This window comes from Collinsella sp. OM07-12 (assembly GCF_003438275.1).
GTDB lineage: Bacteria > Actinomycetota > Coriobacteriia > Coriobacteriales > Coriobacteriaceae > Collinsella.
Genome location: NZ_QSTQ01000027.1, coordinates 18,989 through 26,983, shown reverse-complemented (window position 1 = coordinate 26,983; position 7,995 = coordinate 18,989). Strand labels below are relative to the sequence as shown.

10 protein-coding genes are annotated in these 7,995 nt (G+C 66.4%); all 10 read right to left on the bottom strand.

Annotated features, from left to right (window positions below; genetic code table 11):
• On the bottom strand, positions 1-336 hold a 336-nt coding region (locus tag DXB98_RS09325; protein ID WP_147330322.1), incomplete at its 3' end, for a hypothetical protein.
• On the bottom strand, positions 333-1,856 hold the full coding sequence (locus tag DXB98_RS09320; RefSeq protein WP_117743911.1) for a phage portal protein: 1,524 nt from the start codon (positions 1,854-1,856) through the stop codon (positions 333-335). The genes DXB98_RS09325 and DXB98_RS09320, both read right to left, overlap by 4 nt.
• A complete protein-coding gene (locus DXB98_RS09315; protein ID WP_117743910.1) occupies positions 1,853-3,280 on the bottom strand; it encodes a DEAD/DEAH box helicase family protein in 1,428 nt (475 codons plus the stop codon). Before DXB98_RS09315 ends, DXB98_RS09320 begins: the two co-directional genes overlap by 4 nt.
• Before the next feature lie 7 nt (positions 3,281-3,287).
• Entirely contained in the window at positions 3,288-3,671 is a 384-nt protein-coding gene (locus tag DXB98_RS09310; RefSeq protein ID WP_158553193.1) for a P27 family phage terminase small subunit, read from the bottom strand.
• Between the two features lie 68 nt (positions 3,672-3,739).
• Positions 3,740-4,081 (bottom strand): YjcQ family protein, encoded by a 342-nt coding sequence (locus tag DXB98_RS09305; protein ID WP_117743908.1) that lies wholly within the window; start codon positions 4,079-4,081, stop codon positions 3,740-3,742.
• Positions 4,082-4,087: 6 nt separating this feature from the next.
• Positions 4,088-4,255 (bottom strand): hypothetical protein, encoded by a 168-nt coding sequence (locus DXB98_RS10220; RefSeq protein ID WP_158553192.1) that lies wholly within the window; start codon positions 4,253-4,255, stop codon positions 4,088-4,090.
• Between the two features lie 22 nt (positions 4,256-4,277).
• Positions 4,278-4,832, bottom strand: a complete 555-nt coding sequence (locus DXB98_RS09300; RefSeq protein WP_117743907.1) for a hypothetical protein — start codon at positions 4,830-4,832, stop codon at positions 4,278-4,280.
• An 82-nt stretch (positions 4,833-4,914) separates the two neighbouring features.
• The gene (locus DXB98_RS09295; RefSeq protein WP_158553191.1) at positions 4,915-5,925 is read right to left on the bottom strand and encodes a DUF4417 domain-containing protein; all 1,011 of its coding nucleotides are present in this window, start codon (positions 5,923-5,925) and stop codon (positions 4,915-4,917) included.
• A 1,086-nt stretch (positions 5,926-7,011) separates the two neighbouring features.
• Complete coding sequence (locus tag DXB98_RS09285) at positions 7,012-7,464, bottom strand: sigma factor-like helix-turn-helix DNA-binding protein (protein WP_117743905.1); 453 nt, start codon at positions 7,462-7,464, stop codon at positions 7,012-7,014.
• Between the two features lie 129 nt (positions 7,465-7,593).
• Complete coding sequence (locus DXB98_RS09280) at positions 7,594-7,824, bottom strand: DUF2256 domain-containing protein (RefSeq protein ID WP_147330321.1); 231 nt, start codon at positions 7,822-7,824, stop codon at positions 7,594-7,596.
• Between the last annotated feature and the right edge of the window lie 171 nt (positions 7,825-7,995).

Below are 7,995 nucleotides of genomic sequence, written 5' to 3'. Positions count from 1 at the left end.
CGCCGCGAGCGCCGCGGCGGGCGCGGAAACCCGCAGCGCCTCGTCGACGTCGCTCGCGAGGAGCCCGCCGTGGCCGGGGTCGAACTGACGCGGCTCGTATCCCTGCGCCGGTCCGGTGCCCGAGCGCATGGCGGCGTAGAACTCGACTGCCGCGGCGGCCGCGAACGAGCCGAACTTGGCAACGAGCGCGGCGTAGGTGCGCGCCAGCGCCCGGTAGAGCTCCTCGCCGTAGAGGCCCGCGCACCCGTCTATCGCCTGTGCGACCGCTGCCTGCAGCAGGTCGGCGTTGATGCCGAGCGCGCGGGCGTAGCGGTCGAAGTCCTCGCGCGGTATCACTCCGCCTCACCGCCGGCGGGCGGCAGGGCCGCGGCCTTCGCGGCCTGCGCGGCCATCGTCTCCGCCATGGCGTTTAGCGCCGCGATGGCCCCGCCCTGCTGCTTCTCGCGCTCCAGGCGGTCGATGGTCGGCTGGGACAGGCCCACGCCCTCGTAGTAGACGCGGGTGCCAAGCATGCTCTCGTCCGCGGCGGCGAGTTTCGTCCACGCGTCGGCGCGCGCGGCGATGGTCGGCATCGAGGGATCCTTGAAGTACGCCTGGACGGCGCGCTGCTCGTCGGTGAGCCCGGATATCGGGACGCCGTCCTTGACCGCCATCATCATCTGCGCGACCGTCTCGAGCGCCTCGGCGTTGTGCTCGTTGATCTGCTCCACCTCGAGGATGAGCGGGTCGTTCGCCGCGCCCAGGGCGTCCGAGGACGTGTAGGTGTTCGACAGCACTCCCAGCTGCGCCAGCGGCACGTTGGTCGCGCCGGAGAACCGCTGCGCGTCGTTCTCGAAGACGCGCGTGAAGTTGTCCGCGGTCGGGGCGGCGAACTGCCCCACGGTCGGGACATCGCCGTCCTCGTCCTTGGTGATGGCGAGGAACGACCCGACGTACGCATTGAACTTGGCGATGGGCGACGGCGGGGTGGCGAGACCGCCCTCGTCCCCATCATCGTCATCGCCCTCCCCGCCGTCCCCGTCCTTCACGGAGAAGAGGTCGTCCTTGGCGCCGAGGATGTATCGCTGGGGGAACGTGAAGAACTCCGCGCCGACCTCCATGCGCAGCACGTCGCGCATGGCCTTGTCGACGATGCCCAGGATCTCGGGCGTGAGCATGGAGTGGCCGAGCGGGCGGTCCGGGTCGGGATCGTAGGTGAACACCTCCATGAGCGGGCGACCCATGGGGTTCGGCTCCGTCTCGCAGCCCCACTCATATGGGCCGCTGCCCGAGCCGATACGCACCAGCGTGAGCACCGCGTCCGGGAAGTGGCACACGTAGCGGGAGGCGTTGCCCGACCTGTCGACGTCGGCGAGGACGACGCCGCAGCGGATGCGGCGGGCGTCCTTGTCCCACAGGCAGCAGAACTGGTTCGCGCTGAACACGCGGACCATCGCCTCGGGCTGTCCGGGGCCGCCCCTCATGACGGTCATGGCCGACACGCCGTAGGTGAGGGCGCTAGCGCACGCCTGCCGGTAGAGCGACCTCAGGCGGTTCTCGCGCACGAGGCGCTTGAGGTCCTGGTCCTCAGCGCCGTCGAAGACGAAGCCGTCGAAGACGGAGCGCACGGAGTGCGCCTTGATGGCCTTGGCGCACCACCCGGTGACGCAGTTGACCATCTCGAGCATGGGCGGGATGGAGATGCCGAGGCTCTTCATCTCGTTCTTCATGTCGTAGTAGCGCTTGAGGACGGTGTTGCGCGCCGACATGTCGCCCCAGGTGTCGAACATGTCCTCCACGGCGGCTCGGTACGGCTCGGGGACGGCGTCGAGGTTCGGCGTCTCGACGGAGGCCCCCTGCCCAATTCTCTGGATCACAGTGTCCTCTGCTTCCTGCGCGGGTTGCGCTTGGTGTTCCTCGCGCCCCACAGCGCGAGCGAGCAAGATTCGAGTGGCTCGGGCGACACGGTCGCGTCCTCGGGGGAGCCGAAGCCCCACCCGCCGCGGGACCCGATCTTCCTGCGCACGCACTTCCTCGCCGAATCCTCGAGCGTCGGGTCGTAGGTGTGCGCGAGCGTGCCGTCGTTGAGCGCGTCCACGAAGCCGACGGCGGCGGCGACCACGTCGCGCGTCTGCGGCCTCACGACGTAGCCGCGCGGCGGCTTCATCTCGGCGAGGCGGTCGATGAGCGCGTCGGCGCCCGACATGCCGTCGATGACGACGACCGACGCGGTCGTGCGGCGGTCGTAGAGCCACTCGGCGAGCTCGCGGGCGCCGCCCGCCGTCGTTCCGACCCTGATGAGCTCGACGGCGGCCTTGCCCTTGAGCGCACGCTGGCCGAGCTTGCAGCCCGACAGCGCGTAGGTCGACCCGTCCCTCGAGAACTTCACCCCGAAGGCCTTCTTGCCGCGGTACCGGTCGCCGATGGCGTCGATGAGGGCGGCGCCCCACGATTCCCGCGGGATGGCCCTCGTGAGCATGGCGGCCGGGCTGAACCAGCCCAGGCGCTCGTGGGCGAAGCCGGTGATCGAGCCGCCGGCGAACTCCGTGCGGGTGAAGTCGAGCGACAGGATGATGCCCATGCTCGGGTTCGATTCGTAGATGAGGTCCACCACGTCGTCGAACGTGGCGTCCTGGCGCGGGCACTCGTCCGTGGCCCACGAGCACCACTCGGTGCTCGGGATGTCGCCGGCGAGGATGGCCGCGCGCGTGCGCGCGAACACGGTGCCGGGGCAGTCCTCGTTGGGCGGCGTGCCCGTGTAGATGATCTGGCGCTCCCCGGTCGCGGAGGCGGCGAGCGTGTACATGATGGCGTCGTACTGGGAGTCGGTGAGCTCCTGCGCCTCGTCGAACACGACGAGCTGGATGTCATCGAAGCCTCGGGCGCTTCCGTTGGTGCGCGCCGAGAACTCGATGGAGCCGCCGTTGGTGAGGTAGATGGCCTCCTCGCCGTTCGTGCGGCGGATCCTCTCGACGAGGCACGAGAGCTCGGGGTGCTCCTTGTCCGTGAAGTAGCGGACGAGTCGGTTGAACGCCTTCTTGGCGGTCTTCACGCGGTGCGCGGTGTGGAGGATGTGCCAGCCGCAGACCGCCAGGCGGAACACCTCGTATATCTCGATGACGGCGTTCTTGCCGTTCTGGCGGGGCACGTCCAGGCCGCACGTGACGTAGGCGGGGCGGCCCTCGGCGTCGCACGCGCACCAATCGGACAGAACCAGGGACTGCCACTCGATGGGCTCCATGCCCAGGTCCCCGCCCAGCTCGGCGGCGTCCTCGCCCTCGGAGTAGGCGACCTCGCCCACGGCGACCCTATACCGCGGCTCTTGCCTTCCGCGCCTCGTGGCGCTCGGCGATCGAGAAGAGCTTGGTCTGGACGTTCCGGACATCTGGCGCCCCCTCGTGGCCGTCGGTTATGCCGAGCTGCTTGTTGAGCTGCCTGATCTCCGCCGAGGCGGTCTTCAGGGTCGCTATCTGCGGGAAGGACTTCAGGTCCCCCATGTCGTTCTGGTAGGCGGTCTGCTCGCCGAAGCTGTCGAGCTCGTCCTGGGCGAGCTGGACGATCTTGTACCACTGGCACAGCAGCGCGAGCGTAGGCGCGTCGGATTGGGTGAACGAGCGGCCTGCCGTGAGCTCGTCCCACTTGGCGCTCTTCACGGGGTCGCCGGCGACCGCGGCGGGCTTCTCGAGGGGCATCCGCCACCTCCAATCGGCATAAAAAAGCCGCCCCTTGGGACGGCTGGCGAAATCTGGCATAAAGCCCATTAGAGCGCCTTGGTGGCCTCCACTGCGATATGGATGGCCACATCGAGCGCTGTGCCCAGGAACTCTTTCACCTTGCGCATCTTCGGGCTCTCGTTGAGGTAATCGACGCCCGCTGACGTGATGCGCAGGTCGTAGTAGAGCGTCTCGCCCGTCGTTTTCAGGACTGTGGCTACGACCAGCTTGCGGTCAATAAGATCAGAGACGACGGCCCGCCAATAGACGGGATTTATCTTCGCGAGCTCCTGTGCCTTCGCCGGATTCGGCTCAACGCCGTCCTTGATGCACTGATACAGGTAGCTCAGTACCTTGAAGACAACGACGTCGAAATCGTCTGCGGCCATAGGCTGCTACTCTCCTTCGAGAAGCTCGTCTGTCCTCGGGACAACGCCGACCATCTCGTCCAGAGCATCGAAGAAAGCGCCGTCGTCCGTCACGACGACACCTTGGTTCCGGAACTCCTCAAAACTCAAGTCGGAAAGATTGAAGGGATTCTGGCCGGACTTTGTCTCATTCATGGCTGTAGCCTCCTACCTGCCGCTATCTGTTGTAATTGTACCCTTTATTGCGGGTGATGTAATCGAATCCGTACTTAGGAAGGGTCTCTGAGTAATAGCGGTCGAGGACGCCGGTGTAAATCTGCCGCCTGCTCGCGGCAGACAGATTCCCCCCGGCCTTTCTTGCCTCGCTTTTAATCTCGGCCTGGATGCTCGCCGAATCCTTTCCGATCTTCTCGTATAGGGCCTTGCTCTTCGCTTCGGTATTCGAGGGGTTGCGGCGAATGATGTAATTCAGCTCATTCTTGCCGCTCGCCGCAGCCCTGTGCTCGGCCCAGTTTGACGCGGCCATATTCTGCACGTCCTGGAGCGAGAACGTTGCGCCGTAACCTTCCGCCCCCTTCGGGTGGCCGTGGGTCACGGTCGCGCCGCGGCGCATCAGGTCGGAACTGTAAAACGCGACGCTGTTGCTGTTGCCCCTATATGCGGCAAGGACGGAGCCGTCCTTGCCGATGACGAAAAGCTCCTCATGGCCAAGCACTCGAATCCTGTCTTCGATTTCCTGAAGCGTCATCCCTTGGAACTGCTTCACATCCATCGGGCGCGGCGTTCTCTGTCCTGAGCGGCCTGGGGAAGTCTTAGTTGTTCCCGTCCCTTTCCGCGTAGCCGACCAGCTTCCTCTACCGCCCATGAAATCCACCAGCCTTGTACTCGACGACCTCGCAGCCGCCGAAATCGAATCCGATATTCTTGCCGTAGAGGAGCACGCGGGACGGCTCCAGGCGCCTCATCGCCTCGCGCATCCCCTCATGCCAGAACTCTTGCGCGCCCTCGTCCCCCTTCACGCCGACGGTCGACACGGCGACGGTCGAGCGGCGCGGGACGCCGTCGAACGTGAAGAGAAAGCTCCGGCGCTGCGCCCACGAGAGGGTCGGGACTACACGGAGGCCCTGCTCCTGCCACCAGTGCCCGAGCGCCTGGGAGCGGTAGCGGTTCCATCGCTGCATGGCGTCGGGCATGTCGAGGTAGAGCGAGAAGTCGGGCGTGAGCACGCAGTCGAAGCCGCGCAGGCACTCGAGGTAGGCCGCGGGGCGGGCCCACACGCGCTCGAACTGGTAGTCGTCGATGAAGAAGTGGCAGCAGCGGCCGGCCTTGTCGGCCTCGGGCGTGCTCTTGGCGTAGTTGAACCCGATCATGTCCGCCGGCCTGGCCATGCAGCGTTTCATGCGGGGCATGCCGTCGCGACCGCAGTCGGATCGGCTGACGAGGCGCAGGTTGTACGCATCGTCCGTCCTCAGGCGCTCGTGGCCGTAGTCGAGCCGTTTGCTTTTGAAGTCCAGCCCGAACCTCGACATGTCGAAGTCCTTGAGGCTGCGGACCTCCTCGCGCAGCATCGACTTGTTCCACGTGGCCACCTCGCCGGTCTTGTTGTCGGCGATGCGGAAGGCCTTGATCTGCTCGTCGGTCAGGTCGTCGCAGTACTCGATCTTGGAGTCGGGAATCTCGTCCCACCCCAGGCTCCTGCACGCCTCGACGCGCGTGTGCCCCCATACAATAACCGGGCGCTCGCGGCTCTCCAGGCCGATGGTCCCGCGCAGCCCGAACTCCTTGATGGAGTCGGCGACCACGGGGACGGCGGAGGCGTTGTGCCGGGCGTTTCGCTCATATGGGACGATGTCGTGTATCTTCACGTACACACCCGCCTAGTTTTTCTCGGTTTAGCTGCGGTCTTGGCTTGACTTCTGTAAAAAAGCGTATTCGGGGGTATTGCGGCCCTGGCGCGGGATGGTGGCCCGTCGCCATCCGGCAAAAGACCCCCGTGGGGTCGAGTGCCGAGGCGCGTCCCCTACCACGAGGTCGTTGCCCGAGGCTGTCTGTCGGGCACGGACGGGGGACCAATAACCGATGCGCGATCGTCCTTGAGTGCCTTGCACAGCGCGACGAACGTCTCGGGCGAGTTCCAGGCGGCGCGGCGCGAGGCGAGCGCGGACCGGACGGCCGAGACCTCGGCGACGCTGCGGGCGCGGCGCCAGTTGTTGCAGCAACGATGTGCGGCGGCGACGTTGTCACGGTCGAAGGGCGATCCGCCGCGGCTGACCGGGACGAGCTCGTCGCACTCGAAAGCCCGGGGGTCGCCCGCAGGCACCCCGTAGTCTATGGGTAGCCCACATATCCAGCAGGGCCTACCCTGCGAGCGCAGCCACCGCACGACATGGCGGCGTCGGGCGCCGTTGGCCTTGCGCGGGTTGCCCATCCCCTACCACTCCACCGGGGAGCGCCCTCGGTTGGACATACACGCCTCGATGCCCCCGTAGCGCAGCGCCTCCAGGCGCACGCCCCCGGCACTCCCCGGTCGGCGGCGGGGCGCCGCCGTGACCCCCAGGGCGCGACGGAACGCCCACGCCATGACCGTGTCGTGGCGGCGGGCGGATCGTGTGATGCACTCTCGGCTGACCACGGGCATCATCCCCTATTGAATTAAACGGAATAGAAAGGCCGGAGTCCCTGAACTGCTGAAGGGAACCCCGGCCACTCATCTGTGCTTCCACGCACATCCGACCCGCATGCCGCGCGGGCGGCGCTGCGAATCGACACCCTAGTTATATCCCAGAAGAAACCTGCAACGGTCTGCAATTGTGTGCAATCGTCTGCAACTATCTGCAATTGTCTGCAGAAGTGTGCAATCGTCTGCAATTGTCTGCAGTCCCGTAAAGACAGAAGGCCCCGACCGCACATGGCGATCGGGGCCGACATGCTGACGCGAACCAGCCATCCAACTATATTGCCGCACGGCCCACGCCAGCCCTTGCGGTGGCGATGCCCACCATATCGACCCAGTCCAGGGCCGATGACATATCTGAATGGACCGACCTCACCGACACCCCCAGCGTCCCCGCGATCTCCTGCAGCGTGCGGTCCTCGCAGTATCGCAGCTCCAGCACGTCGCCCCAGCGCTTGCCGGGGTTGGCGGAGCGCACGCCCGCACACAGCTCGCGGCCCCGCTCCACCTCGCGCCGCAGCTCCGACAGCTCCGCGCCGCTGCGGCGCTCATAGTCGATCCTGTCATCCGTCGAGCGCATAAAGTCCGTCCCGTGCGCGCCCTTGCCCACGGCGTCGTAGCGCTGGGCGCGCACCTGCTCGCGCGCCTGCATCGACTGGATGACCGCCAGCCTGCGGTCGATGCCGCGCTGGGCGGCCCGTACGGTCTCCAGATATTCCCTTGCGTCCATGTGACCTCCCGCGTGGTACCATGCTCTACGCCATATAGAGGATGCCGGGAGGCGTCTTTGCCAAAGGCCGCCGGCGCTCCAACGCCAGCGGCCTTAATTATATATCTACCTATGTCTACCTGCGGAAACTCAATATCTCATCGCGACCTCGCGGCGCATGGCCTGGAGCTCGTCGTAGGCCGCGCCCGACCCGGCAAGGTAGCGGTCGACCCTGTCGCGCTTCGGCTTGGCGCCCTTGCGGCGGGCCTCCTTCACGCGGCGCAGGTCGTGCTCGCGCCGGCACGCCTCCGAGCAGTACTTGGCGTGGGGCGCCTTCGGGATGAAGACCCTCCCGCAGATCGCGCACGTCCTCTCCTGCACATCCCACATCACGTTCATCTCGTCGACCTCCTGCACCTGCGGGCGCGGCGCGCCTCGATGCTCTTGCGCACGCGGCGGTTCTCGGCGAGCATCCGCCATAACTTCTCGAACAACCTCATCGCTTAGCCTTCCTCGACCTCTTGAGCGCGCGGGCGCGGTCGCGCTGCAGCG